Raw genomic sequence first — 262 nt, 5'->3', positions numbered from 1 at the left:
AACACCACCAGCGCCACCACGCCGATGGCAGAAATCAACGGCGTCAGCCACAACAAACGACCGCGGGACAAATAATGACTCAAACGGTCAGTCGCTTTACCGCTGCGCCATAACCGCCAGCACAGCCAGCCACCAACCCACAAAAACACCGCTGTTCCCAGCAGCAACCATTTAAACTCACCGCTCTGCATTCCGGCAGGAATATCGATCGCCGCGCCCGCCAGAATCCCTGGCAGGAAGTAAAACGGCGGCCACAGCAGGC

The 262-nt window shown here is 58.4% G+C and carries 1 pseudogene; it reads right to left on the bottom strand.

Going from position 1 to position 262, the window contains the following annotated elements:
• Window positions 1-262, bottom strand: a pseudogene (locus MFF64_RS36985) (hypothetical protein); the annotation flags it as partial.

Source organism: Methylobacterium frigidaeris, from assembly GCF_022179185.1.
GTDB lineage: Bacteria > Pseudomonadota > Alphaproteobacteria > Rhizobiales > Beijerinckiaceae > Methylobacterium > Methylobacterium frigidaeris.
The sequence above is the reverse complement of the archived record's forward strand: the minus strand, read 5'-3'. Positions and strand labels throughout refer to the sequence as shown.